General features: G+C 45.4%; 20 protein-coding genes. All 20 read left to right on the top strand.

Annotation, left to right across the window (positions count from 1 at the left end; all coding sequences use genetic code 11):
* Window positions 1-35 precede the first annotated feature (35 nt).
* The 20 genes from bshC to spoIIGA all read left to right on the top strand — a co-directional run bounded on the left by bshC (window position 36) and on the right by spoIIGA (window position 25,775).
* Complete coding sequence (bshC, locus tag GC098_RS33535; protein WP_171648381.1) at window positions 36-1,670, top strand: bacillithiol biosynthesis cysteine-adding enzyme BshC; 1,635 nt, start codon at window positions 36-38, stop codon at window positions 1,668-1,670.
* A 12-nt stretch (window positions 1,671-1,682) separates the two neighbouring features.
* Window positions 1,683-2,945, top strand: coding sequence for an adenosylhomocysteinase (locus GC098_RS33540; protein ID WP_047672343.1), 1,263 nt, complete (start codon window positions 1,683-1,685; stop codon window positions 2,943-2,945).
* A 248-nt stretch (window positions 2,946-3,193) separates the two neighbouring features.
* Window positions 3,194-4,363 carry a DUF4349 domain-containing protein gene (locus GC098_RS33545; RefSeq protein ID WP_171648383.1) on the top strand — a complete coding sequence of 390 codons (1,170 nt, stop codon included), beginning with the start codon at window positions 3,194-3,196 and terminating at the stop codon, window positions 4,361-4,363.
* Window positions 4,364-4,487: 124 nt separating this feature from the next.
* Entirely contained in the window at window positions 4,488-4,925 is a 438-nt protein-coding gene (mraZ, locus tag GC098_RS33550) for a division/cell wall cluster transcriptional repressor MraZ (protein WP_029196525.1), read from the top strand.
* 130 nt (window positions 4,926-5,055) lie between these two features.
* Window positions 5,056-6,006, top strand: coding sequence for a 16S rRNA (cytosine(1402)-N(4))-methyltransferase RsmH (rsmH, locus tag GC098_RS33555; RefSeq protein WP_171648385.1), 951 nt, complete (start codon window positions 5,056-5,058; stop codon window positions 6,004-6,006).
* A gap of 88 nt (window positions 6,007-6,094) precedes the next feature.
* Window positions 6,095-6,529 carry a septum formation initiator family protein gene (locus GC098_RS33560; protein ID WP_171648387.1) on the top strand — a complete coding sequence of 145 codons (435 nt, stop codon included), beginning with the start codon at window positions 6,095-6,097 and terminating at the stop codon, window positions 6,527-6,529.
* 16 nt (window positions 6,530-6,545) lie between these two features.
* Window positions 6,546-8,828, top strand: a complete 2,283-nt coding sequence (locus tag GC098_RS33565; protein ID WP_171648389.1) for a penicillin-binding transpeptidase domain-containing protein — start codon at window positions 6,546-6,548, stop codon at window positions 8,826-8,828.
* 85 nt (window positions 8,829-8,913) lie between these two features.
* Window positions 8,914-10,842 (top strand): stage V sporulation protein D, encoded by a 1,929-nt coding sequence (locus tag GC098_RS33570; RefSeq protein ID WP_171648391.1) that lies wholly within the window; start codon window positions 8,914-8,916, stop codon window positions 10,840-10,842.
* 111 nt (window positions 10,843-10,953) lie between these two features.
* Window positions 10,954-12,441: a UDP-N-acetylmuramoyl-L-alanyl-D-glutamate--2,6-diaminopimelate ligase gene (locus tag GC098_RS33575; RefSeq protein ID WP_171648393.1), complete on the top strand. Its 1,488-nt coding sequence runs from the start codon at window positions 10,954-10,956 to the stop codon at window positions 12,439-12,441.
* Window positions 12,438-13,832 (top strand): UDP-N-acetylmuramoyl-tripeptide--D-alanyl-D-alanine ligase, encoded by a 1,395-nt coding sequence (locus GC098_RS33580; protein ID WP_171648395.1) that lies wholly within the window; start codon window positions 12,438-12,440, stop codon window positions 13,830-13,832. Before GC098_RS33575 ends, GC098_RS33580 begins: the two co-directional genes overlap by 4 nt.
* A 99-nt stretch (window positions 13,833-13,931) precedes the next feature.
* On the top strand, window positions 13,932-14,867 hold the full coding sequence (gene mraY / locus GC098_RS33585; protein WP_171649062.1) for a phospho-N-acetylmuramoyl-pentapeptide-transferase: 936 nt from the start codon (window positions 13,932-13,934) through the stop codon (window positions 14,865-14,867).
* Between the two features lie 3 nt (window positions 14,868-14,870).
* A complete protein-coding gene (murD, locus tag GC098_RS33590; RefSeq protein ID WP_171648397.1) occupies window positions 14,871-16,265 on the top strand; it encodes a UDP-N-acetylmuramoyl-L-alanine--D-glutamate ligase in 1,395 nt (464 codons plus the stop codon).
* A gap of 99 nt (window positions 16,266-16,364) precedes the next feature.
* Window positions 16,365-17,462, top strand: coding sequence for a stage V sporulation protein E (spoVE, locus tag GC098_RS33595; protein WP_171648399.1), 1,098 nt, complete (start codon window positions 16,365-16,367; stop codon window positions 17,460-17,462).
* Between the two features lie 7 nt (window positions 17,463-17,469).
* Complete coding sequence (gene murG, locus GC098_RS33600) at window positions 17,470-18,540, top strand: undecaprenyldiphospho-muramoylpentapeptide beta-N-acetylglucosaminyltransferase (RefSeq protein WP_171648401.1); 1,071 nt, start codon at window positions 17,470-17,472, stop codon at window positions 18,538-18,540.
* Between the two features lie 204 nt (window positions 18,541-18,744).
* Complete coding sequence (gene murB / locus GC098_RS33605; protein ID WP_171648403.1) at window positions 18,745-19,650, top strand: UDP-N-acetylmuramate dehydrogenase; 906 nt, start codon at window positions 18,745-18,747, stop codon at window positions 19,648-19,650.
* 15 nt (window positions 19,651-19,665) lie between these two features.
* Window positions 19,666-20,934, top strand: a complete 1,269-nt coding sequence (murA, locus tag GC098_RS33610) for a UDP-N-acetylglucosamine 1-carboxyvinyltransferase (RefSeq protein WP_171648405.1) — start codon at window positions 19,666-19,668, stop codon at window positions 20,932-20,934.
* 88 nt (window positions 20,935-21,022) lie between these two features.
* Window positions 21,023-21,940, top strand: coding sequence for a cell division protein FtsQ/DivIB (locus tag GC098_RS33615; protein ID WP_376774054.1), 918 nt, complete (start codon window positions 21,023-21,025; stop codon window positions 21,938-21,940).
* Between the two features lie 277 nt (window positions 21,941-22,217).
* Window positions 22,218-23,465: a cell division protein FtsA gene (gene ftsA / locus GC098_RS33620; RefSeq protein WP_171648409.1), complete on the top strand. Its 1,248-nt coding sequence runs from the start codon at window positions 22,218-22,220 to the stop codon at window positions 23,463-23,465.
* 30 nt (window positions 23,466-23,495) lie between these two features.
* The gene (gene ftsZ / locus GC098_RS33625; protein ID WP_171648411.1) at window positions 23,496-24,617 is read left to right on the top strand and encodes a cell division protein FtsZ; all 1,122 of its coding nucleotides are present in this window, start codon (window positions 23,496-23,498) and stop codon (window positions 24,615-24,617) included.
* Between the two features lie 234 nt (window positions 24,618-24,851).
* On the top strand, window positions 24,852-25,775 hold the full coding sequence (spoIIGA, locus tag GC098_RS33630) for a sigma-E processing peptidase SpoIIGA (RefSeq protein ID WP_047672362.1): 924 nt from the start codon (window positions 24,852-24,854) through the stop codon (window positions 25,773-25,775).
* Window positions 25,776-25,853: the final 78 nt, after the last annotated feature.

Consider the following 25,853-nt stretch of genomic DNA (forward strand, 5'->3'; position numbering starts at 1 on the left):
TTTTATTTGGTATGAAGAGGAGACACTAGTCGCATATGCAAATGGAAACTTTTCATTGGAAGAAAAATCAGAAGTTAGCGGAAGATTACATAGCTCAGACAGATAAAGCTAAAGCTTTATTTCCTTACCACTTCGGAAACTTGGAGGACTGGCGGTCCCGAGTTCAATGGTTAGACGAAGTAAAGACTTCACCTCAAGTTGATCGAAGGCTCTTGGTGCAAGTCTTGAGAAAATACAATGAGAGAATAGGAAATACACAGGCTGCATTTGATCATATCTCGTCATTGGCTGATAAGGATACACTTGCGATTGTGGGGGGCCAGCAAGCCGGGTTGTTTGGTGGTTCGCTGCTTGTTCTGTACAAAGCTATAAGCATTGTTCAACTGGCTCGTGAATGGAGTGGGAAATTACAACGCCCGGTTGTGCCGATTTTTTGGATCGCCGGTGAGGATCATGACTTCGATGAAGTTAACCATACGTATACGTTATCGAATGCTCAGCAAATTGAGAAAATCAAGGTTGATCATCCGACAGGACGACGCACATCCGTCAGTAGGCTGCCTCTTGAACCTGATGCATGGAAAGAGGCTTTGGCGGCGTTAGATCAATCCCTGATGGATACAGAGTTTAAAGCTTCGCTAATCGCTAAGCTGGAGGGAACAACAGAGGATGGGGCAACATTATCGGATGCTTTTGCTCGCTGGATGGCTATCCTCTTTGGGGAATACGGGCTTGTTCTTATAGACTCCGATGAACCTTCCTTACGAGCTTTGGAAGCGTCCATGTTTGAGAAGCTTATCCTTCAGAATGAAGCATTCTTGGGATCGTTACAGAAGAGTCAGGATGAAGTTGAGCAAGCGGGATATGAGAGTCAAGCTGAAATAAGCAACGACGGAGCTAATTTGTTTATATTTGCAGATGGACAGCGGCTGCTCTTACATCGTGAAGGTGAACTATTTACAGATAAGAAGAAGGACAATAGTTATACTAAACAGCAGCTTCAAGATTTAGCATTAACAACACCTGAGAATTTAAGCAACAACGTGATGTCGCGGCCTCTAATGCAAGAATTTCTATTCCCTGTTCTCGCTACTGTGTTAGGACCTGGTGAGATTGCTTATTGGTCGCTGACGAAGCATGCTTTCGAACAGTTTGGCATGAAAATGCCGATCATTGCACCGCGCATGGAGTTTACTTTGATCGAGGGTACGGTTCAGAAACAAATGAACAAATATGGTTTTACATTTGAGGACGTGCTTGAGCGCTTTGAGCACAAGAAGCAAGAATGGCTGGATGCGCAAGATACATTGCAACTAAATGAGCGGTTCGATGCTGTAAAATCGGAATTCAGTGTGAACTACGCACCTCTTGTGGAATCTCTAGCTGCGATCAACCCCGGGGTTAAAAAGCTGGGAGAAACGAATTTAGCGAAAATCCTCGAGCAAATCGAATTCTTACGTAATAAAGCAGGAGAAGCATATAAGACGCAATTCGATGCGGCGTTGCGACAATTAGAACGCATAAGACTAACGATATTACCGTTCGCCAAGCCGCAAGAAAGAGTGTATAATGGGTGTGCTTATATGAATCGGTATGGGAATGAATGGCTCCGAGATTTAATTGAGACGCCGATTCCTGTTGACGGTTTGCATCGTATTTATTATTTATAGGAGGAAACGAACATGACAACTGTAGAAAAGAGTATTGTTGCTGATATAACCCTAGCACCGGAAGGTCATTTGAAAATTGATTGGGTCCAGGCGCACATGCCTGTTTTGAATCGTATTCGTGAGCAATTTGAGAAGGAACAGCCTTTTAAAGGATTGAAAGTGGCTATTTCCTTGCATTTAGAAGCGAAAACAGCTTATTTAGCCAAAGTAGTAAAAGCCGGTGGAGCTGAAGTAACGATTACGGGCAGCAATCCGCTATCTACACAAGATGACGTTTGTGCAGCGCTTGTTGAGGATGGTATCACTGTTTTTGCGAAATACAATCCGAGTCCGGAAGAATATAAAGAGCTGCTGATTAAAGCGCTCGAAACGAAGCCTGACCTGATCATTGATGATGGCGGCGATTTGGTTTCTATTCTTCATTCCGAACGCAAAGATTTGGCTGTACAAGTGCGCGGCGGAGCTGAAGAAACAACAACTGGTATTCTTCGTCTGAAAGCGATGGAGAAAGAAGGCAAGCTTGAATTCCCGATGGTCGCAGTTAACGATGCTTTCTGTAAATACTTGTTCGATAATCGTTATGGTACAGGTCAATCCGTTTGGGATGGCATCAACCGTACAACCAACTTGGTTGTAGCTGGTAAAACAGTTGTTGTTGTCGGGTATGGCTGGTGTGGTAAAGGTGTGGCTATGCGCGCTAAAGGTTTGGGCGCGAATGTAATCGTAACTGAAATTGATGCAATTAAAGGTGTCGAAGCCTACATGGATGGCTTTGCTGTTATGCCAATGCTTGAAGCAGCGAAATTGGGCGATTTCTTTGTAACAGTTACGGGTAACCGTGATGTGATTCGTGGAGAGCACTACAAAGTAATGAAAGATGGCGCGATTCTATCGAATGCAGGCCACTTTGACGTGGAAGTAAACAAACCGGAACTTGAAGCAATGTCTTCATCCAAGCGTACAGTAAGACGCAATATTGAAGAGTACCAATTGACGGACGGTCGTAAAGTATACATTCTTGCTGAGGGACGTCTAGTTAACCTAGCTGCAGGCGATGGTCATCCGGCTGAAATTATGGATATGACGTTTGCGCTGCAAGCTATGTCACTTAAATATGTAAATGATGAATACAAGAAATTAGGTAAAACTGTTGTCAATGTACCTTATGTGCTGGATGAGCAAGTAGCTCGATTCAAGTTGGAATCTCTTGGCACTAGCATTGATTCGTTGACAGAAGAGCAGAAGATGTACCTGGACAGCTGGGCGGAGCATTAAGATCAAGGGAGCTTTTTGGAGACTTGGAGAACTTTCAAAAGCCTTCAAAAGCTTTGGAGAACCTTTCAGACCACTTTAAGAGTGGGCTGGGAGGTTTTCTTTTTTTGTGTAACGGTAGAACAAGGATTGGCTAAGGTTTATTTTATCAGCAATTATTTGTTGAAGTGACTAGGCGACTTGCAACCTTTCCATCTTAACCCCCGTTTATAGGGTGTATAACCTATATTTGGTAGCGAGGGGTTGGCAAGATGGGGGTCATTAAAAGCAAAGAGAACGGTAGGTTCATGCACAGCAGTATTGCGGCTAACAAAACAAAAAGGAATAGGTTAGTACGGAAAATTTCTTTCCTGCTAGCGACGTGTATGCTAGTAATTAGTATACTATCAGGCTGTAGCGCTGCAAAGGACGAATCGTCAGCGCCATCATCAAAAGAAATGAAAATGTCTGCGACTAGCGACGCTTTGAAGGCAGAATCTGCAAAGTCAATTGACGCTAAGTCCGCGGCTCCTGCTGCAGCTGCTGGAGGGAAAACAAGCAGCGCAGATGCCACATCCAAAGGGAAAGAGGGAACGGCAGAAATAGCGCCTACTGACGTAAAAAACGCGCCGATCACAGTCATGCCAGCAACGGGAAGCGATGATGCAGCCGGATTTAATCGTAAGTTGATCTACCGTGCTAACTTGGTTATGCCTGTAGAGGACTACAGTAAGGCTCAGACAGCCCTCCGTGACCTTATAGCGCTTAGTGGGGCTTACATTCTGCAATTCTCGGAAAATGCAAATACGGGGGAACAGGGCGGGACGTATACAATCAAAGTCGCAGCAAACGGGTTTGTCTCTTTGTTAGATGGCTTAGAGAAGATGAGTCCATCGCTTCAAAGGAACGTACAGGGACAAGATGTGACGGAGGAGTATGTGGATCTTAACTCACGCCTCAAAGCAAAACAAATGGTTGAAACGAGATTATTAGGCTTTATGGAGAAGGCTTCAAAAACAGATGAGCTGCTTGCTTTCTCAAATGAACTATCCAAGGTACAAGAAGCGATTGAACAGATAAAGGGTCGGATAAGGTATTTGGATCAAAATGTCTCGTTCTCGACGATTGAGCTTCGTATGTACCAGCAAACGGGTAATAAGCCGCTGCTATCTGATCCTCATAAGTTAACACTAGAGGAACGCATTCAAAAAGCATGGAATTCTAGCCTAAATGTACTAGTTGCTGTTATGCAAGGTATTCTCGTTTTCCTTGCAGCTGCATTTCCGATTCTCATCATTGGCCTATTGATTGGCGTACCGATCTGGGTATTCAGACGCAAAAGAAATAAACAACTGCAAGAGATGCGAGTACAACTCAAAGATCAAAATGCTTCTTTAAACGCACTTGAAGATGAGAAACAAGGAACAAAAGACGCAGAATAGACCTAAAATTGAAAATAATTTTGAAAATCCTGCTCTCAAAGCAGGATTTCTTTTATTTTTAGCGAATATTGATTCAAATGTGGTGGAAAGTGGTACAAAGTGGAGGAAAAGGGGGCGACATGCTATGTTCATGGGTGAATATCAACATAGCATCGACGAGAAAGGCCGAATGATCATCCCGGCCAAGTTTCGCGAAGCCCTCGGCGACTCATTTGTCATCACCCGCGGTCTGGATCAGTGCTTATTCGTTTATCCGCAATCGGAATGGGCGATACTCGAGCAGAAGCTCAAAGCACTGCCGCTAATGAAATCAGATGCGCGTGCCTTCACCCGGTTCTTCTTCTCCGGTGCAACGGAGTGTGACCTCGATAAACAAGGCAGAGCGAACATTCCAGGCAACCTCGTGGATCATGCCAAACTTGAAAAGGATTGTGTGGTTATCGGTGTTTCCAACCGAGTTGAGATTTGGAGCAAGCAAATTTGGGAAAGCTATGCCAATGAATCAGAACAGTCGTTCAATGAAATAGCTGAGAAACTCGTCGATTTTAATTTTGATTTATAGAGGCTTACGTAGAAAGCTTTGCTAAAGCAAAGCTCAGATTATGCTTACGAAGTTAGTTTTGCCAAGGCAAAACTCAGCTAATGCTAACGTAGAAAGCTTTGCTAAAGCAAAGCTCTTAGGAGGACACCAAGTGTTTCATCATGTGACGGTACTTAAGGAAGAATCTGTTGAAGGTTTACATATAAAGCCGGATGGCGTTTACGTGGATTGTACGATGGGAGGAGCAGGGCATAGTTCCCTGATTGCTTCGAAGTTAGGTCCAAATGGCTTACTGATTGCACTAGACCAGGATGATGTTGCTTTAGCTAATGCTCAAACCGTGCTAGCGCCCTACCTGGATCGAGTGAAAATCGTGAAAAGCAATTTCAGAGAGCTGGAGAAGGTGCTCCAGAATGAGCCTAGAGCGCTACGTGATGGCTTGCCGCAGGTGGATGGGATTCTCTTCGATCTTGGCGTGTCATCTCCACAACTTGATGATGGGGATCGCGGTTTCAGCTACAACCACGATGCAGAGCTTGACATGAGGATGGATCGTTCGACAGAATTAACTGCCAAAACGATTGTCAATGAGTGGCCAGCAGACCAAATTGCGCGAATTTTGTTTGAGTATGGGGAAGAAAAGTTTTCCAGGCGGATCGCAGGCGTCATTGTGGAAGCTCGGACCAAACAACCCATTGAAACCACAGGTGAGCTGGTGGAGCTTATCAAGGAAGGTATTCCCGCTGCAGCGAGAAGGACCGGCGGTCACCCCGCGAAGCGAAGCTTCCAAGCGCTGCGTATAGCGGTAAACGATGAATTAGGAGCTTTTGAAGAAGCACTGGAGCAATCACTCCGTTGCCTTGCCCCACAAGGCCGAGTTGCTGTAATTACCTTCCATTCACTGGAAGATCGCATATGCAAACAATTTTTTGTGAAAAACGTTGAAAAATGTACCTGTCCTTCGGATCTTCCCTATTGCGTTTGCAAGAAGACCGGAGTTGTAAAATTAGTAACACGAAAACCAATTTCACCAAGCGAACATGAGCTTGAAGTCAATCAAAGGGCAAGATCCGCGAAGCTGCGAATCGCTGAAAAGCTTTAAATTACCCCACAAAGTGAAGACAAGCTCTGAAGCTTATTCCTATTACTTTGCGGGGGGCCCAAAATAAACACAAGGGAGGAAATAAAACATGCCATCTTACATCCAAGGCAATTTGGCTCTCGATCCAAAACGTTCAGCCCCAGCACCAAAAGTGAAGATAAAAGAAACAACAAAGGTTGTTTATCGCAATAAAACGTTGCCGACACAGGAGAAGATGCTCTATTTGTTCACAGTAATCCTTTGTGTCATTGTGGCAGGCGTTATTATCTGGCGTTACGCGGCTATTTATCAGATGAATGCTAATATTTTGAAAATGCAAAGTGAAATTCGTGAGATGCAAGCTCAGAACAGTGCTTTGAAGCAAGAAGTAGAGAAACTGCAAAGTCCTGAACGTATGAAGGGTGAGGCTGTTCGGCTAGGGTTTAATTTAGGAGATGAAAAGAAAGTAAGTTTAGTCACTCCAGAGAAAACAAAATCAAATACAAGCAGTAGCAAAAATAATAAAGTAGTTTCTAAACCGTAATGGGCAGGTATTCGATATGACAAAAAAAATTAAGCTGCGATCTTTGCTAATTGGAGGGTTCTTCACCCTTCTTTTTGTTGTCCTCATTTCTAAAGTCTATTGGATTCAAGTGGTAGAAGCTTCATGGTTGCTAGGGGAAGCCGAGAAGAAATGGGAAACAGATAAGGTATTAACCCCTGTTAGAGGAAGTATACTGGACAGAAATAACAAAGTACTTGCCGTTGAAGCAACGTCGTATACCATTGCACTTAATCCCAAAATGATTGATGGCTATCATATCGCTGAGAATGTTACACAAGGATTAGCGGAAATTTTGAAAGAGTCGGATGTAACGAAGCCTACGCTTGTCAATAAAATCCGTGAACGGGCAACGAAAATGAAACCGGATGGTACGGATTTTGCTGTTTATACAGAGATTAGAAATGAAGGTTGGAAGATAGAGAAAGAGAAGGCAGATCAAGTTCGTACGTTAATTTCAGAGCTTCAAACAAAACTCAAGTTAAGTGCAAAAGCTAACGTAGGAATTACTATTTTAGAAGACAAGAAACGCTATTATCCAGGTGAAACGCTAGCTTCTCACATTCTTGGGTATACGAATAAAGAAGGCGAAGCAGCAATAGGTTTAGAACTTAAACTAGACCAAACCCTTAAGGGTGTTCCTGGAATGTTAAGCTATGAGAAGGACGGGAAAGGTGTTGAACTTCCTGATTCCAAGATCAATTTCAAGCCAGCGCAAGATGGGAACAATGTGCGACTCACAATTGATAAAAATATTCAGTTTTATTTGGAGAATGCACTTGAAAAAGTAAATGATAAGTGGCACCCGAAGAGCCTAACGGCGATTGCTGTTGATCCGCAAACCATGGAAATTCTAGGAATGGCTAATACGCCAACCTTTAACCCCAATACCTATTGGACGATTAAAGATCAAAGTGATTTCAAGAATAATGCGGTAGCCTCTCGCTACGAGCCTGGCTCTACTTTTAAGCTAGTGACATTAGCTGCTACAGTAGAAGAGGGTCTATTTAATCCGAATGAAATGTACCAATCAGGTATGATTCGGGTAGAGGATAGAGAACTCCATGACCATAATCGGGTTGGTTGGGGGAAAATCTCCTTCTTGGATGGTCTTAAGCGCTCTAGTAACGTTGCTTTCGTCAAATTGGGTATAGAAAAATTAACTTCACCTAAGCTGAAAGATTACATCACGAAATTTGGGTTTGATCAAAAAACGAATATTGATATGCCGAATGAAGTTTCCGGTTTAATCGATATGAAATATCCATCTGAGTTTGCAACAGCAACATATGGACAAGGAAAGGTCGTTGTTACAGCCATTCAACAAACAGCCGCTTATGCTGCGATGGCCAACGGTGGTAAATTGATGTGGCCACACATTGTTAAGGATATTGTCGATCCGAAAACAGGGAAAAGCATTCAGTCTTTTGCGCCACAAGTCGTTAGGCAAGTTGTAAGTGAAAAGACAGCTAAACTGGTGACCGGATATTTAGAACAAGTTGTATCCGACCAAGAAATTGGTACAGGTAAGCTTGCTTTTATGGAGGACTACCGTGTCGCAGGAAAGACAGGAACAGCTAACTTAGTCCTTCCCGGTGAAAAGACCTATTCCACGGATTCGTGGGTTATTTCCTTTATTGGGTACGCTCCTGCTGAAAATCCTCGTATCTTAGTTACATTGATCGCCGATCAACCTGACTTAGGCGGCAATTATCACTTAGGAGGGCAGGTATTAGCTCCTGCTTTTAAAGAAATTGTTGGTGAATCGCTGCAGTATATGGGCGTTGCATCGAATAAGCAAACGAAAATGGTAACGAAGCCAGCTAATAAGCTAACGGTGCCTAATTTTGCAGATGTGACATCAGAAAGCGCCAAGGCTACAGCAAAGGAGAGCGGTTTGTCACTTGAGGTTTTCGGTAAGGGAGCCAAGGTTGTGGATCAATTTCCGAAAGCAGGTACTGAAATCTTATCTACACAACGAATATATGTTGCGATGCAAACTGTTGACGAAATGCCGCTGCCTAACTTGGTCGGTAGATCACTTCGAGATGCCGTTGAAACCTGTTCCTTCTTTAAAGTTGACTGTCAAACCGCCGGTGAAGGATATGTCTCGGATCAGGCCACAACAGGAGAAGGCGAGGGGAGAAGTGTGACGTTGCAGCTTAAACCATTAAGCGATAAATCTTCAACTGCAAGTTCATCAACACCTACACCTTCGCCAACACCGGCGTCAAATACGAAAACAGAAGCGCAGCGATCTACGGCCAAAAAGACACCTTAACGGAGAGCTTGTTCTAACCCCTGTTTGTCCCGAATAGTCATGTTAGGAATGATGTTGACTTATTGGGAAGGGAGACTGAACGTTCATGCGTGTTTCTAACGTTACCGTTCGTCGCAGATTGTTTACTGCGCTCATTATTGGCACTGTCATCTTTACAGCACTTATTCTCCGTCTAGCTTATGTCCAGCTTTGGATTGGACAAGACTTAGCGAATAAAGCAGAGGATAGTTGGCGGAGAAAAATTGACTTTGCTCCCAAGCGAGGCGAGATTCAAGATCGCAATGGGATAACGATGACCTACAGTATGAGTACACCTACGATAGTGGCTATTCCTGTTCAAATTCAAGACGCCCGAAGCACTGCAGCCAAACTTGCCGAAGTGCTGCAAGGGAACGAAGATGACATTTATAAACAGATTACAAAGAAAACATCCCAAAACGATATCAAGCCTTCTGGACGCAAAATAACGATTGAAAAAGCGCAAGAAGTACGAAATCTAAATCTTCCTGGTATTGTAGTAGCAGAAGATAACAAAAGATATTATCCTTTTGGCTCGTTAGCTGCCCATATTCTTGGTTTTGCTGGATTAGATAAAGGATTGACAGGCATTGAAGCAAAATATAACAGCCAATTAACTGGAATAGCAGGAAGCATATCCTATATGACTGATGCAGCAGGAAGAACGTTGGAAGGGACAACGGATACCTATACGAAGCCTAAAGACGGCCTCAATATGAAGCTGACAATTGACAGTCACTTGCAATCGGTGCTGGAAAGAGAATTGGATCAGGCTATGGTACAGTATAAGGCGCAAAATGTTATTGCCATCATGATGGATCCCAATAATGGAGAAATCCTTGCTATGGGGAGCAGGCCTACGTATGAACCAGGCAATTATAAGGATTTTCCGGCTGAAACCTATAACAGGAACTTACCGATTTGGAAAACGTATGAGCCGGGTTCTACTTTCAAAATTATTACGCTAGCTGCAGCACTTGAGGAAAAAAAGGTTGATTTAAAAAATGAGCAGTTTTATGATCCCGGATTTATTGAGGTCGGAGGGGCTAGACTCCGCTGTTGGAAACGCGGAGGTCATGGCAGTGAAACGATGCTGCAAGTCGTCCAAAACTCCTGTAACCCCGGATTCGTCGTTATGGGACAGCGTTTAGGCAAGGAAAAGTTGTTTGATTACATTTCAAAGTTTGGCTTTGGGAAGAAGACGGGAATTGACCTCGGCGGCGAAGAAAACGGCATTATGTTTAAGCCGTCTCAGGTAGGTCCTGTTGAGCTTGCGACGACGGCATTCGGTCAAGGTGTATCGGTCACTCCGATTCAGCAAATTACGGCGGTCTCTGCGGCTATTAACGGAGGAAGACTTTTTAAACCGTATGTAGCAAAATCATTTACGAATCCGGATACGGGTGAGATCGTTAATGTTGTAGAGCCTGAGCTTGTACGTAATGTCATCTCGGAAGAAACATCGAAACAAGTGCGCGAGGCGCTTGAGAGCGTTGTTGCTAAGGGCACAGGACGCAATGCGTTTATCGACGGCTATCGCGTAGGCGGGAAGACGGGAACAGCGCAGAAGGTCATTAACGGCCGTTATTCGCCGGATGAGCATATTGTCTCCTTTATTGGCTTCGCGCCGGCCGATAATCCGAAGATTGTCATCTATGCAGCTGTGGATGATCCTCAAGGGATTCAATTTGGTGGTCTGATTGCAGCTCCACTTGTGAAGAACATGATGGCTGATGCTTTGCGATATATGAAAGTCGAACCGGATAAAAACCAGCTTGATAAAGACTATCGCTATGGTGAAATACCGATTGTTGAGGTGCCGGACTTGGTTGGAGCCTCAGTTGATGATATATTAGAAGATCTGAACATGAATTTTAGGTTGGCTAAGTCTGGCAGTGGCAAATATGTAATCAGTCAAGCGCCGAAGCCGGGTTCACGAGTAGATCAAGGCTCTACAATACGCATTTTTCTCTCAAACAACGCGCCACCGCAATAATGTGGTTTAGTTGACTGGAAAAAAAGATTTGCGAGTAAGACATGTTTAGCTTTTCCATAGGCATAAAATTGTCAATAATAGGTAGCAATAACATTAAGGAGAGGGTTGCTCATGAAACTTCAGGAGCTTGCTTCCGCACTGCTCATTACCCACATACATGGAGATGCTGAAACAGAGATTACTGGGATTGAAGCAGACTCTCGTAAAATAAAAACAGGGGATTTGTTTCTATGTATCCCTGGACTGACAGCAGATGGTCACGATTATGCTCCAAAAGCGATTGCGCTTGGGGCTTCTGCGCTTGTAACGGAAAGAGTGCTTGACTTGCCAATTCCTCAGCTTGTTGTGAAAGATGCGAGATATGCAATGGCGGCATTATCAGCCCATTTCTATGGCTATCCCAGCAAAGAACTGAAATTAATTGGTATTACGGGTACGAATGGCAAAACGACATCGACCTATTTAATTGAGAAAATATTGCGGGATCAAGGCTTTACGACGGGACTTATGGGAACGATTCAAATGAAAATCGGCGATACGTATACGGAAATGGAGCGCACAACACAAGAATCCGTCGATCTACAGCGGAGCTTCCGCCAGATGTGTGAGCAAAAGACGGATTACTGCATTATGGAAGTGTCCAGTCATGCTTTGGAATTAGGTCGAGTGAAGGGTGTTCATTTCCGTTCGGGTATTTTTACGAATTTAACACAAGATCATTTAGATTATCACAAAACAATGGATGCTTACGCAGCGGCAAAAGGATTGCTCTTCTCTAGATTGGGGAATGGTTTCTCAGACGATCTCAAGGAGCGTCAGTATGCTATTCTAAATGCAGATGATGCTGCTTCCCAAACGTTTAGTAATCTGACAGCCGCGCAAATTATTACATATGGTATAGAGAACGAGTGTGATGTAAGGGCGACAAATATTCGAATTACAGCCCAAGGCACGGAATTTAAGCTTATTTCCTTTGCAGGAGAGGCTTTTTTCAGAATGAAGTTGGTTGGTAAATTCAACGTGTACAATGCGCTCGGGTCTATTGCTGCGGCACTGGCGGAAGGGATTCCCCTTGAAGCGATCCGGAATAGTTTAGAAGATATTACGGTAGTAGATGGACGTATGGAGGTTGTGAATGAAGGACAGGATTACTTAGTCTTGGTTGACTATGCTCATACCCCAGATGGACTAGAGAATGCCCTGTCTACAGTACGTGACTTTGCAGAAGGTAAGGTAATCACTGTGTTTGGCTGCGGTGGTGACCGTGATCGAACGAAACGTCCTCTTATGGGTAAAGTTACGGCCAAGTATAGTGATTATTTATATGTGACTTCAGATAATCCGCGTACGGAAAATCCAGATGCCATTCTTGCTGATATTGTTCCTGGTCTAAAAGAGGTTAATTACCCGAAGGAACAGTATGAATTAATCGTGGATCGCAAAAAAGCGATACAAAAGGCTATTGAAGGGGCAGGCCCTAAGGATGTAATATTGATAGCGGGAAAAGGCCACGAAACGTATCAGGATGTCATGGGGGTCAAGCATGATTTCGATGATCGATTGGTGGCTAAGGCTGCGATAAGGGGGAGAGGACGATGATAGAGCGCACGTTGGAACAAATGACAGACATGCTAGGCGTTGAATGTGTGAAGGTGTTCTCGAAGTCAGCTGCAAGGGACATTTTAATAAAAGGTATATCTACCGACACGCGAACTATACGACCCGGAAGTCTGTTTGTGCCGCTGATCGGGGACCATTTCGATGGTCACGCTTATGCCTCAGAGGCTTACAGTAAAGGGGCTGCGGCTGCCTTATGGCAAGATGACCACCCTCACCCCCCAGAAGGCATGCCCATCATTCGCGTCAAGGATACGCTAACAGCCCTGCAGCAGTTGGCTAAGTCTTATCGCAAGCAGCTGCCGGTTCGCATTGTTGGCATTACTGGGAGTAATGGCAAAACGACAACCAAAGACTTAGTTGCGGCCGTTTTGGGTAGTGCGTTTCAAGTGCATAAAACAAAGGGAAACCTGAATAATCATATTGGTTTACCGCTCACGCTGCTCGAGCTTGAGGAAACTACGCAATTCGCCGTAGTCGAGATGGGGATGAGTGGACGTGGCGAGATCGAGCTGTTATCCAATCTAGCTGAGCCGGAAGCGTCGATTATTACAATGATCGGCGAATCGCACATGCTTCAGCTTGGCTCGCGGGAAGAAATCGCTCGGGCTAAGGCCGAGATCGTTAGCGGAATGCCAAGCAGTGGGCTGTTCGTCTACAACGGCGACGAGCCATTGATTGAACAGGCCCTCGCGGAGCGAGGCCACGACGGGCTGCGCCGTATCCGTTTCGGCAGCGGCGCGGGTAATGATCTGTTCCCGACCGACATCCGGATGGATGCGGACGGGGCGCACTTCCAGATCAATTCACCGGGGTACCCGGAATTGTTCATTCCCTTGCTCGGTACGCATAATGTGATTAATGCGTTAGCAGCCATTGCCATCGGCGAAGCCTTCGGTGTCTCGCCTGAGGGAATTGCAGCGGGGCTTCGCTCGCTGCAGATGACAAGCATGCGCATCGAGAAGCTGACAGCAGCCTCGGGGCTGACTGTGCTTAACGATGCGTATAACGCCAGCCCGGCATCCATGCGGGCTGCGATTGACTTGACCGAGCAGCTGCGCGGCTTCGGTCGCAAGTTCCTCGTGCTCGGCGACATGCTGGAGCTTGGCGAGCACGAAGAGCAGTTCCATCGCGGTATCGGCGCGATGCTGTCTCCGGAACGTGTAGACTATGTCTTCACGTTCGGCCGTCTTGGCCGCTTCATCGCGGATGAAGCGGCTCAGCATTTCCCGAAGGCGTGCGTGCGCGCCTTCGATGACAAAGAGCAGCTCGCGGCAGAGCTCGCCGCTATCGCACAAGCCGAAGACCTTGTGCTCGTAAAAGGCTCGCGAGGCATGCGTCTCGAGCATGTGGTTAATGTCTTACTCGCCTAGATGGCGTTTGTAATTAATTATTGGATGAAACAGTAGATCGTTTTCGAAAGACGAAAACGAGCAGGGGGAACCAACGTGGAAAACGCAATTTTATTAACGATGGGCGTAGCTTTTGTGCTTTCGCTTATTATGGGACCGCTTTTTATACCCATTTTGCGGCGTATGAAATTCGGACAACAAATTCGTGAGGATGGCCCCCAAGGGCATCTGAAAAAACAAGGGACACCGACGATGGGCGGGGTCATTATTTTGCTCGCGCTGGCCCTTGCTACGCTTCGTTTTGCCGATAAAAATACGGATCTTCTAATCCTGTTAATAGCCTCATTAGGCTATGGGTTAGTTGGCTTTCTCGACGATTATATTAAAATTATTTTCAAGCGATCACTTGGTCTTACAGCGAAACAAAAGCTGTTCGGTCAGCTCTTGATCTCCGCTATCGTCTGTTACCTGCTTGTCATGCAAGGACATAGCACGGACTTATATATTCCATTTGTGTCGTTCCACTTCAACCCAGGCTGGTTGTACTTTCCGTTAATGGCCATTCTTATGTTGGGTGCATCGAATGCGGTGAATTTTACAGATGGCCTCGATGGACTGCTTGCAGGGACAAGTGCCATTGCATTTGGTGCTTATACGGTTATTGCTATGAATAATACACAGCCGGAAGCGGCTATTTTTTCGGCAGCTATGGTTGGGGCCGTACTCGGTTTTCTCGTTTTTAATGCTCATCCAGCCAAAGTATTTATGGGTGACACAGGATCGCTCGGGATTGGTGGCGGCCTTGTGGCTGTTGCCATTTTGACCAAAGCTGAGCTGCTTCTTGCCATTGTTGGCGGTGTGTTCTTGGTTGAAATTCTTTCTGTTGTGATCCAAGTCGTTTCTTTCAAGACGAGAGGTAAGCGTGTTTTCAAAATGAGTCCGATCCATCACCACTTCGAATTGGTTGGTTGGTCGGAATGGCGTGTTGTTATCACATTCTGGGTCGTAGGTCTCGTGCTTGCTGTACTCGGATTATATATGAATGAGGTGTTGTAGAGCATGAAACATCCGCGGGATTATCGTGGACTTGAAGTGATTATTTTGGGCTTGGCTCGCAGCGGTGTCGCTGCGGCTAAGCTTTTTCATCAAAAAGGAGCCTTGGTCACGGTCAACGACAAAAAAGAGCGAAGCGCATGCCCTGAAGCCGACGAACTTACGGCTCTGGGTATTTCTGTTGTATGCGGCTTTCATCCGGAATCCTTGGTGCATGCGGGGGTTTCACTCGTTGTGAAGAACCCAGGAATTCCGTATACGGTAGAGCCGATTCGCAAAGCACAAGAGCTCGGAATCGAAGTCGTGACAGAGGTTGAGGTTGCTTATCAATTCTGTGAAGCTCCAATTATTGGTATAACAGGTTCGAATGGCAAGACCACGACGACAACATTGATTGGTTTAATGTTGGACGCAGCTGGTTTATCTCCCGTTGTAGCGGGTAATATCGGGCGCGCATTAACCGAGGCTGCGCCTGAAGTTACAGCTGATAACTGGATGGTTGTTGAGCTAAGCAGCTTTCAACTGAAAGGAACGACTTCGTTCCGACCAACGATTGCACTTTTGTTAAATGTGTACGAAACTCATCTGGATTATCATGGTTCAATGGATGACTATATCGCTTCGAAAGCTAAATTATTTGCGAATCAAACCGAAGAAGATACAGCAATCTTGAATTGGGATGATGAGGTGTGCCAGTCTTTAATTCCTAGTCTGAAGGCTAAATTGTTCCCTTTTTCTATGAAAGAGAAGCTCACTTTTGGCGTCTACTTCGATGTAGAGACTGAGGCCATTGTTTATGCAAATGGACTAGGCCAAGTGCAGTCGATTATGCCGGTAAGTGAAATGGGGATCCCAGGCAGCTTTAACGTCGAGAACGCGTTAGCAGCGGCGGCAGCAGCCATTACCACGGGTGTTCAGCTGGATGCCATAGCAGATGTGCTCAGAAGCTTCCAAGGCGTAGAACACCGTCTGGAGCTCGTTAGAGAGCTGAAGGGTGTGACCTTCTATAACAATTCCAAAGCGACGAATGCAGCGGCTTCGATAAAGTCGATTGAGGCGTTCAACCAGCGTGTTGTTCTGATTGCAGGAGGTTTGGATCGAGGGTCGGATTATATGGAACTTCTGCCTACTTTTCGTGAGCGGATTAAAGGTATCGTTACTTTAGGTCAAACGAAAGAGAAAATTACGCATATTGCCGAGCTGGCAGGGATTAGCCGCATTCAAACCGTCGATACTGCTAAGGATGCAGCGGATGCGGTGTCGCAAGCCGTTCAGCTAGCCTGGCAAATGAGTGAACCCGGAGATATTGTTCTACTTTCACCTGCTTGTGCAAGCTGGGATATGTTCCCCTCCTATGAGGACAGGGGACGCATGTTTAAGGAGTCCGTGCATAACCTTTAAATAGGGCTTATCCACATATGCTGTTTGGTTGGCGATACTGTCGCTGCTTGCTGATATGTTTCATGGATGACGCCCACAACACACGAAGAGGTGTCTGTTATGGGTAAAGCACGGTCCGCTCCTGACATTTGGATTATTGTTCCAACCTTGTTGCTTTTGACAATCGGCGTTATTATGGTTTACAGCGCTAGCAGTGTTCTTGCGTTTCGTGAATTTGGCGATTCCCTGTACTACTTGAAACGTCAATTTATATTTGCTGTTTTGGGTGTTATCGCTATGTTTTTTACGATGAATGTTGATTATTTAGTTTGGAAAAGATTTGCCCGAATAGCGCTTTTTATTTGCTTTGCCATGTTGATTATCGTTCTGATTCCCGGCATCGGGGTTGTTCGTGGTGGAGCTAGAAGCTGGTTAGGTATAGGTGCCTTCGGTATTCAGCCGTCCGAATTTATGAAAATTGGGATGATTCTCTTTCTATCCAACATGTTATCCGAAAACCAAGCGAAAATAACATTATTCAGAAAAGGCTTATTGCCACCGCTTGGCATCATGGGCTTAGCGTTCGGTCTCATTATGCTGCAGCCTGACCTTGGAACAGGTGCTGTTCTCGTCGGAGCCTCGCTGCTCATCATCTACACATCGGGGGCGAGATTGCTTCATCTCTCGTATCTGGGTATGATAGGGGTTGCGGGTTTTATCGGGCTCGTCATCGCTGCCCCATACCGTTTGAAGCGAATTACAGCATTCTTGGATCCGTGGCAGGATCCCTTAGGTGCAGGTTATCAGTCGATTCAATCGCTATATGCTATTGGACCAGGTGGTCTTGTAGGGCTTGGTCTAGGTATGAGTCGTCAGAAGTACAGCTATTTGCCAGAGCCGCAAACGGATTTCATTTTCTCCATTATTGCTGAGGAACTTGGATTTATCGGCGGTACGCTTGTGCTGCTGCTCTTTACGATTCTTGTGTGGCGCGGAATGCGGGCAGCTATTACAGCGCCGGATACGTTTGCCAGTTTGATCGCTGTAGGCATTATCGGTATGATTGCCGTTCAAGTCATTATTAATATTGGTGTTGTTATTGGGATGTTCCCAGTAACCGGCATTACTTTGCCATTCATAAGTGCAGGAGGGTCTTCATTGACGCTTATGCTGACATCGGTCGGCATCCTGCTCAATATATCCCGCTATTCGAGGTGACAGGGGAATGAAAACGATTGTCTTTACCGGAGGAGGCTCCGCAGGACATGTTACACCTAACATAGCGCTGATGCATAAGCTTGCGCAGTTAGGTTGGGAAATTAAATACATAGGTTCAGCTACGGGCATCGAGAAAGACATCATTGAACGCGAAGGGGTACCTTTTTATTCGATTTCGTCTGGGAAATTACGTCGATATTTTGATCTGAAAAATTTCAAAGACCCTTTCAGAGTGATGAAAGGCGTCTATGAGTCTTATAGATTGCTCCGTCGTTTGAAGCCCGCCATCGTCTTTTCGAAGGGCGGGTTCGTTTCCGTCCCGGTCGTGCTTGGCAGTCGGATGAACAAGATCCCGGTGATTATTCATGAGTCCGATATAACGCCAGGGCTTGCGAACAAAATTTCAATACCTTTTGCAACCAAGGTTTGCGTTACCTTTCCGGAGTCCTTACAGCATGTTCAAAGAGACAAGGTTGAGCTGACAGGTTTACCGATTCGTGAACACATTCTAAGTGGTAAAGCGTCTCGTGCTTATCAGCTTTGTGATTTTCATTCGCAGAAACCGGTCATTTTGGTAATGGGCGGCAGCCTAGGATCGCAAGTGATTAATCAAGCTGTCAGAGGCAACCTAGGGCGATTACTAGCTCAGTTTCAGATTGTACACCTATGCGGGAAAGGCAATATTGCGTCAGAGCTTGCCAATACCCGGGGTTATAAACAATTTGAATATTTGAATGAGGAGCTCCCAGATATTTTGGCAATGACAGAACTTGTTATTTCCAGGGCTGGTGCCACATCTATTTATGAATTTTTAGTCATGGAAAAGCCGATGCTGCTTATTCCTTTATCTCTGCAGGCAAGCCGGGGAGACCAGATTCTAAATGCAGAGTCATTTCAGAAAGCTGGCTACGCGGACGTTCTACAAGAAGAGGCGTTAACAGCTGATACGCTCGCAGAGCGTGTGGAAGCTCTTCATGCGAATCGAGAGACCCACAAGGCAGCGATGCAATCACGCAAAGAAAGCGATGCGGTTGCATCGATCGTAAAACTGATTGAAACCTTTAGCTTATCGACTTGATTTTGCTAAACCGAATAGGCGATTGTCACACTCTATCCGATTTTACATAAACTACACTATAACCGTGACAGACACCTAAGGCTTAATATGGCGCCAAACAACGAAGACCGGCCATCTTCGACTCGGTCCGTATTATGAAATTATGATGCTTGAAGCTGCTTTTCAAGATAATTTCGCCCTACGTTCTGTGAAGGAGGTTTTCCCATGCAACAGTTAATATCCGACTTACAGGCAGCAAATATTGGCGAGATTCGAACGAATGAACGACTAGCCCCTTATACGACATGGAAAATCGGCGGTCCGGCTGATTGCCTCGTTATCCCCCAAACGAAAGAGCAGGTAGCTGCTGCCATCCAATTTCTATATGAACGCGGTGTTCCATGGACGGTCATCGGAAGAGGATCCAACCTGCTTGTAAGTGATAAAGGCATTAGAGGGGTCGTTATTAAACTTGGCAATGCGTTAGAAACGCTTCGCTTTGATGGTGCGATGGTCTACGCAGGTGGTTCCTATTCGTTCATTAAATTGTCCGTACTAGCGGCCAAGGAGGGTTTAACCGGACTGGAGTTTGCTTCTGGCATTCCCGGTTCTGTGGGAGGCGCCGTCTACATGAATGCAGGGGCTCATGGGTCCGATGTGTCACGCATACTCAAGCAGGCTGAAGTCATCCTGGACACAGGGGAATTGGTCACTATGCAGGCGGAGGATTTGCAGTATGCCTATCGACATTCCATTTTGCAAACAATGCCCGGCATTGTAACGGAAGCTGTCTTTGAATTACAGGTAGGAGAGCGCAAAGAAATAGCGGGAGCCATGGCGGCTTACCGGGATAGGCGCCTCCGCACGCAACCGCTTCAATTAGCTTGCGCTGGGAGTGTATTTCGCAACCCCGAAGGGGGATTCGCAGCTAAGCTCATCGAAGAAGCTGGCCTGAAAGGCAAACGTGTCGGTGGAGCTGAAATTTCTAAGCTTCACGCCAATTTCATTGTTAATACCGGAGATGCTACAGCCGAGGACGTTCTCACTCTCATAGGCGAGGTACAGCTAATCGTACAGAATCAGTACGGCATATCGCTAGTACCGGAAGTTCTGATGATGGGTGAGAGGTAAATCGGAGGTGGAACTTTGGAGAAGCTCGTTATCGAAGGTGGAAGACCTCTTACGGGAGCCATCCAGATACACGGCGCTAAAAACGCCGCATTACCAATTTTAGCAGCTTGCATCCTGGCTAGCGGCACTCATACTCTGCATAATGTTCCTAATTTGCTCGATATCGACACCATGCTGCGCATTCTTAGCGCGCTGGGCTGTCGTGCTGAGCAGCAAGGGGATACGGTATCTATCACAACATCCACAGCTCATTCCTCTCATATCCCAGAAGAATTGATGGGGCAGATGCGTTCTTCCATCTTTCTAATGGGTCCGCTACTCGCTAGATTCGGCAGTGTTACCGTCTATCAACCGGGTGGCTGCGCGATCGGTGAACGTAAAATCGATTTGCACCTTAAAGGTTTGCAGGCTCTCGGAGCCAACATCGAAGAATTCGCTAACAAAATTGTTTGCACCGCAGATTCATTGCAAGGCAGCGAGATTGTACTAGACTTCCCAAGCGTTGGTGCAACAGAAAATATTATGATGGCTGCTGTTAAGGCAGAGGGCATCACAACGATTTATAATGCTGCCCGTGAACCTGAGATTCAGGATTTGCAAAACTTCCTGAACACAATGGGCGCTGATATCATTGGCGCAGGTACGGACACCATAACGATTCGCGGAGTGGAGTCATTATCTCCTTGTTCATATCGCATCATACCTGATCGCATTGTAGCTGGAACATTCCTTGTGGCAGCAGCTGCGACCAAAGGAAGCATTACACTCGAAAGGGTGAACCCTGCTCATTTAACCTCGGTTATTCATGTCCTCAAGCGCGCAGGTGTTCAAATCATCACGGACGGTGATATAATACATGTAAGCTGTCCGACAAGACCGAAGGCGGTCGAGCGAATTGTTACTTCACCTCATCCGTCCTTTCCAACAGATCTTCAATCGCAAGTCATGGTGCTGTTATCTCTAGCAGATGGACTAAGCGTAATGAAAGAAACGATATTCGAAGGTAGATTTAAGCACGTTGATGAACTTTCCCGTATGGGAGCGGACATCCGTGTAGATATGAGCTCAGCCTTTATACGAGGGGTTCCTAGGTTATATGGAGCTACAGTTGAAGCGACTGATTTGCGAGCCGGTGCAGCACTTGTCATTGCCGGTCTGGCTGCGCATGGCACAACGATCGTTGAGCAAATTCATCATATTGATAGAGGCTATGATAGAATTGAACATATGCTTTCCATGTTGGGAGCCTCCGTGCATCGCCAAGCACCCGTCCCAAGCGAGTAGAATGTTTGAATGACTTCCGCGGATCCCTTCCTGCATGCAGGTGGGGATACACGGTTTTCATTTGTTTGTCATACGAAAATAATAGGTGGTGCCCATCTTGTCTGAAGACCGCAAAGTACCCGCTCTGCCTGTTCCTAAGCCGCGTGCGCGTACGAATCGGAAGCTGCTCATCTTCTTGTTCGTTTTTTTTATCACAGTTCTTATTATTTTGTTTTTTCAATCTTCGCTTAGCCGAATTAGTGCCATTGAAGTTGAAGGAAATGAACTTATGGCATCAGAAACAATTGGACAAGCTAGCCAAATTGCCGTAGGTGATCGTTTCTTTGCCGTTAGCTCACAGGCTATCCAGCAGCGCATTGCCAAGATGCCCATGATCAAAACGGCAGTTGTGAAAAAGCATTTTCCAGGCATTATCCGTATTACTGTTGAAGAATTCCCTAAAGTCGCGTTCCAAATTGGAGCAGATGGCAAGAAGCAGGCTGTGCTCGCTGATGGTGCTGTCGTGCAGCTTTCTGCAGGAAGCATTCCGTTGGACATGCCTATTTTGACAGGATGGACGGACGGCGATCCGAATAAGGCCGCACTTTGCAAAGTGCTTGGTGAAATCCCGGAGAGTGCGCTTTCTGACATTTCCGAAATTAAACCGGACCCGTCAGAGCCATATCCTGACAAGATCAAATTGTATACAAGATCTCAATTCGAAGTGTATACAACCATTGCCTATTTACCTGAGAAAATTGACAATTTGCCTGCCTATATAGCAAGCTTACAAGAAGATCATATTACGAGTGGTGTTATCAAAATGCTAGAAGTAGAGTATCACGCTCCTTTCGAACCGAATGAAGAGTCCAAAAATGATTCGAACAATGCATCCGGTCAGAAGTCTGGGGGCAATACCCCGAGTCCTACACCTGATTCGAGCAAAGATGGGGGTAAGACAAGCCCGAAGCCGACTCCAAAAGCGACGCCCAAATCGCCACCAAAGGAAACCGCGCGTCCTTCCTGACAAAAAAACGTTTAATGGGCTACTCAATCACTTAAAAAAATGTTAAAATTAGATTTATGGTTAAATAGGAATCTATCAGTACCTAAAATTTTTTTAAGTGATTACTAGACAGGATCTATATCGTTTTCTCATCATTAAGACTAGATATGTAAATGACTTTTTTTACTAGCAAAAAAAATGTAGAAAAAAGAGGGAATATGGCGGTTGTGTGGAATACGTATAGAAGTATTTGTGAGGAATTCACTTTATTACCCAAGTTACAGGAGGTGCCAGGGGCTTGAGCAACAATGACATCATTGTTAGTTTAGACATCGGTACATCCAAGGTTCGAGCTATTATTGGGGAAGTCGTAAACGGAACCATTAATATAATAGGTGTGGGATCTGCCGAGTCAGAGGGTATTCGTAAAGGCGCAATCGTTGATATCGATCAAACTGTGAATTCAATTCGCAGCGCCGTTGATCATGCTGAACGAATGGTCGGCGTACAAATTTCCGAGGTTTACGTAGGAATTTCAGGTAATCATATTGCTCTTCAATCTAGTCATGGTGTTGTCGCTGTTTCTAATGAAGACCGAGAAATCGGAGAAGAGGATATCGATCGTGTTATTCAGGCGGCTAGAGTCATCGCATTACCTCCCGAACGTGAAATTATTGGAGTTGTACCAAAGCAGTATTTAGTTGATGGACAAGAAGGCATTAATGATCCTCGTGGCATGATTGGTGTTCGCTTAGAAGTGGAAGCAACAATTATCACTGGAGCGAAGACAGGGATACATAATTTAATCCGTGTTGTGGAAAAATCCGAACTGAAGGTTGCAGGCCTCATCTTGATGTCGCTAGCATCTGGACAGTTAGCCTTATCTAAGGATGAGAAAGCTGTTGGAACGGTTCTGGTTGATGTAGGAGCAGGGGCAGCAACGATTGCCGTATTTGAACAAGGTAATCTTGTGGCTACGTCGACGATTCAAATCGGTGGCGAGTACATCAGTAATGATATCGCAATTGGACTCCGGACTCAGCTCGAAATCGCAGAGAAAATAAAGCTGAAATACGGTTGTGCTTCTGTAGATGATTCAGCGCCCGATCAAGTATTTAAGGTTACGAGAATGGGAAGCAATGTGGAAAAAGAGTTTTCGCAAGTAGACCTCGCGAATATCATTGAACCCCGCGTTGAAGAAATTTTCCAAATGATCCGTGCGGAAGTTCATCGTTTGGGATATGGTGATTTAGCTGGTGGTTATGTGCTTACAGGCGGAACCGTTTGTATGCCAGGCATACTTGCGGTCGCACAAGATGAACTCGCAACATCTGTACGCATCGCTGTTCCGGATTTCATTGGAGTACGTGATCCTTCCTACACTAGTGGCGTTGGTATCATTCAATTCGTATCCAAGTATATGAAAAATCGGAATTCGGGGCTCTCGAAGAAAGTAGTAACGAAGACAACAGCAAAAAAATCCTCCGATAGTACCAAACCAGGTTTTCTTGAACGGGTAAAAAATTTTTTCAGTGAATTTATATAGTGAACGCAAAGTTAGGGGGATATGACTCACATGTTTGAATTTGATATGGATTTAGACCAATTGGCTCAAATAAAAGTCATCGGTGTTGGTGGCGGCGGAAGCAATGCAGTAAACCGGATGATCGAGAACGGTGTTAAGGGCGTTGAGTTTATCACCGTTAATACAGATGCCCAAGCTTTACACTTAGCTAAGTCTGTGCATAAATTACAAATCGGGGATAAACTGACACGCGGTCTTGGTGCAGGTGCGAACCCTGAAGTAGGTAAGAAAGCAGCAGAAGAGTCAAGGGAGACAATTCTGAATACGCTTCGCGGCGCAGACATGGTATTCGTTACAGCCGGTATGGGTGGCGGTACGGGTACTGGAGCTGCACCGGTTATAGCCGAGATCGCTAAAGAAGTAGGCGCTTTAACCGTAGGTGTAGTTACTCGTCCGTTCACGTTCGAAGGACGCAAGCGCTCTTTACAAGCTGAGCAAGGTATTGCAGCATTGAAAGAGAAGGTAGACACACTTATTATTATCCCGAATGATCGGCTTTTAGAGATTGTAGATAAGAAGACTCCTATGCTTGAAGCCTTCCGCGAAGCGGATAACGTACTTCGTCAAGGTGTACAAGGGATTTCAGACTTAATCGCGGTACCTGGATTAATCAATCTGGATTTTGCGGATGTCAAAACGATTATGACGGAACGCGGCTCGGCCCTCATGGGTATCGGTGTGGCAACAGGTGAGAATCGTGCAGCTGAAGCAGCCAAAAAAGCGATCTCCAGTCCATTGTTGGAAACTTCTATTGAAGGAGCTCGCGGGGTTCTGATGAACATTACGGGTGGCGTGAATCTTAGCTTGTACGAAGTCAATGAAGCAGCTGATATTGTTGCATCTGCATCTGATATCGAAGTGAACATGATTTTCGGAGCTGTTATTGATGATAAACTCAAGGATGAAATTCTCGTTACGGTTATTGCAACTGGTTTCGAGCATAAGGCAGCGCCTATTCATCAACCCATCAAACGTCCTGGCACGGGTCAACCAGAAACTCCTGCTCCAGACAATCGGTTGAACAACTTGAAACCTTTTGGTTCTCAACCTTCTAACGACCAATTAGATATTCCGACGTTTCTGCGTAATCGCGGACGGAATACCGACAAATAATTACACAATAATTGTAAAGAGACCGAAGCCCTACATGATGTAGAGGCTTCGGTTTTTTGTTGTTCCTAGGGCTTTTCTAGCTCGTGATAGGCCGCGTCAACTGACAAAAAAAGTATCATCCTACTAGCAAGTTTAGACAGACTTTGAATTTAGATTCCCCTATACTGATTTAGAACCTTAAAGTTTCGTCAGAAAAATTACTATAAAAGCATCCGTCTTGGAGGTGAGGAAATTGTGGTCGTCTATGCGGATCTCATTTTCCTGCTGAACTTTCTGATGGATGCAGCCATGCTTATCGTAACGGCTAAAACGCGGAAAATATCGTTCAAGTGGTGGAGAATCGTAGGTTCGTCGGTTTTGGGAGCTTCCTATGTGGTCATTATGTTCTTGCCAGTGCCGTTGTTTCTTTTTACATTTTCTGTGAAATGTATGTTCTGTGTCGGTATGATTATGACTGCTTTCGGGTTTGGCTCCTTACAAAATTTATTGAGAAACATCGGAACGTTCCTTTTAGTGAATTTTGCTGTAGCCGGTGGTATGTTCGGCATTCATTATGTACTGGCATCCTCATCCGATGTGATGGAGGGGATTGTGTTTACGCAAACAGGTGTAGCCATGTTTCAGATGCAGGTTGGAGGCATCCTGTTTGTGCTCATGTTGCTGCTTCCTTTGCTATGGTGGTTCAGAACAGTGTTTCAGAGTTCGAAGCAGCGTGAGGTGTTGACATCTTATTTGGCAGAAGTAACGATTCATGTGGGTGATTATACAGCCTCTTGCAAAGGTTTAATAGATACGGGAAATCAATTGTATGACCCGTTAACACGAACCCCTGTAATGGTAATGGAAGTGTCTGAGTGGGGGGATGTATTGCCTGTAGAATGGCTCCAAAGGATTAGATCAGCAGATGTTGATCAGATCATAAGTGGTTTGGGTGTGGAGGAATTTGTTTGGCAAGATCGCTTGCGTCTCGTGCCCTACCGTGGCGTTAATCGGAATACCCAATTCATGCTGGCCATTAAACCGGATAAGGTGGTGATCACCCATAATCATTTGCAAATTGAAGCGTCTAAGGTGCTTATCGGACTCGATGGAGGAAAGCTTTGCAGTGACGGCACTTATCAAGCGATTATCCATCCAGCATTGATTTCGGCAGGATAGCGCTTTCTTAATGGAAGGTGAGTAATAAGTAACGTAAACCACTTCTTCGGTTTAGGAAATTTGTTTTGCTAGCAGCAA

Origin of the sequence: Paenibacillus phytorum, assembly GCF_013141715.1 — a bacterium.
Taxonomy (GTDB): domain Bacteria; phylum Bacillota; class Bacilli; order Paenibacillales; family NBRC-103111; genus Paenibacillus_E; species Paenibacillus_E phytorum.

What these genes read in the sequence shown, in the direction of transcription:
- GC098_RS33575 (WP_171648393.1), top strand. Translation starts at nt 10,954, where the DNA reads ATGAAACTTCAGGAGCTTGCTTCCGCACTGCTCATTACCCACATACAT.
- mraY (WP_171649062.1), top strand. Translation starts at nt 13,932, where the DNA reads ATGGGCGTAGCTTTTGTGCTTTCGCTTATTATGGGACCGCTTTTTATA.
- bshC (WP_171648381.1), top strand. Translation starts at nt 36, where the DNA reads ATGCAAATGGAAACTTTTCATTGGAAGAAAAATCAGAAGTTAGCGGAA.
- GC098_RS33540 (WP_047672343.1), top strand. Translation starts at nt 1,683, where the DNA reads ATGACAACTGTAGAAAAGAGTATTGTTGCTGATATAACCCTAGCACCG.
- GC098_RS33560 (WP_171648387.1), top strand. Translation starts at nt 6,095, where the DNA reads ATGCCATCTTACATCCAAGGCAATTTGGCTCTCGATCCAAAACGTTCA.
- murB (WP_171648403.1), top strand. Translation starts at nt 18,745, where the DNA reads ATGCAACAGTTAATATCCGACTTACAGGCAGCAAATATTGGCGAGATT.
- mraZ (WP_029196525.1), top strand. Translation starts at nt 4,488, where the DNA reads ATGTTCATGGGTGAATATCAACATAGCATCGACGAGAAAGGCCGAATG.
- GC098_RS33580 (WP_171648395.1), top strand. Translation starts at nt 12,438, where the DNA reads ATGATAGAGCGCACGTTGGAACAAATGACAGACATGCTAGGCGTTGAA.
- GC098_RS33570 (WP_171648391.1), top strand. Translation starts at nt 8,914, where the DNA reads ATGCGTGTTTCTAACGTTACCGTTCGTCGCAGATTGTTTACTGCGCTC.
- murD (WP_171648397.1), top strand. Translation starts at nt 14,871, where the DNA reads ATGAAACATCCGCGGGATTATCGTGGACTTGAAGTGATTATTTTGGGC.
- ftsZ (WP_171648411.1), top strand. Translation starts at nt 23,496, where the DNA reads ATGTTTGAATTTGATATGGATTTAGACCAATTGGCTCAAATAAAAGTC.
- spoVE (WP_171648399.1), top strand. Translation starts at nt 16,365, where the DNA reads ATGGGTAAAGCACGGTCCGCTCCTGACATTTGGATTATTGTTCCAACC.
- GC098_RS33545 (WP_171648383.1), top strand. Translation starts at nt 3,194, where the DNA reads ATGGGGGTCATTAAAAGCAAAGAGAACGGTAGGTTCATGCACAGCAGT.
- murG (WP_171648401.1), top strand. Translation starts at nt 17,470, where the DNA reads ATGAAAACGATTGTCTTTACCGGAGGAGGCTCCGCAGGACATGTTACA.
- GC098_RS33565 (WP_171648389.1), top strand. Translation starts at nt 6,546, where the DNA reads ATGACAAAAAAAATTAAGCTGCGATCTTTGCTAATTGGAGGGTTCTTC.